Origin of the sequence: Bacillus cereus group sp. BfR-BA-01379 (genome assembly GCF_022663605.1) — a bacterium.
In the GTDB taxonomy this organism is placed as follows: Bacteria; Bacillota; Bacilli; order Bacillales; family Bacillaceae_G; genus Bacillus_A; species Bacillus_A mobilis.
The window spans coordinates 1-221 of record NZ_JAKUFT010000320.1 but is presented as its reverse complement, the minus strand read 5'-3'; the positions used below and the strand labels follow the sequence as shown (position 1 = coordinate 221).

The following is a 221-nucleotide window of genomic DNA, read 5'->3' as shown; positions in this document are numbered from 1 at the left end:
GGCTACAGTAAAGCTCCACGGGGTCTTTCCGTCCTGTCGCGGGTAACCTGCATCTTCACAGGTACTATAATTTCACCGAGTCTCTGGTTGAGACAGTGCCCAAATCGTTACCCCTTTCGTGCGGGTCGGAACTTACCCGACAAGGAATTTCGCTACCTTAGGACCGTTATAGTTACGGCCGCCGTTTACTGGGGCTTCAGTTCAGAGCTTCGCTTACGCTA

General features: G+C 52.5%; 1 rRNA gene. It reads right to left on the bottom strand.

Annotated features, from left to right (window positions below):
• Positions 1–221: ribosomal RNA gene (locus tag MR113_RS28055) — 23S ribosomal RNA — on the bottom strand; the annotation flags it as partial.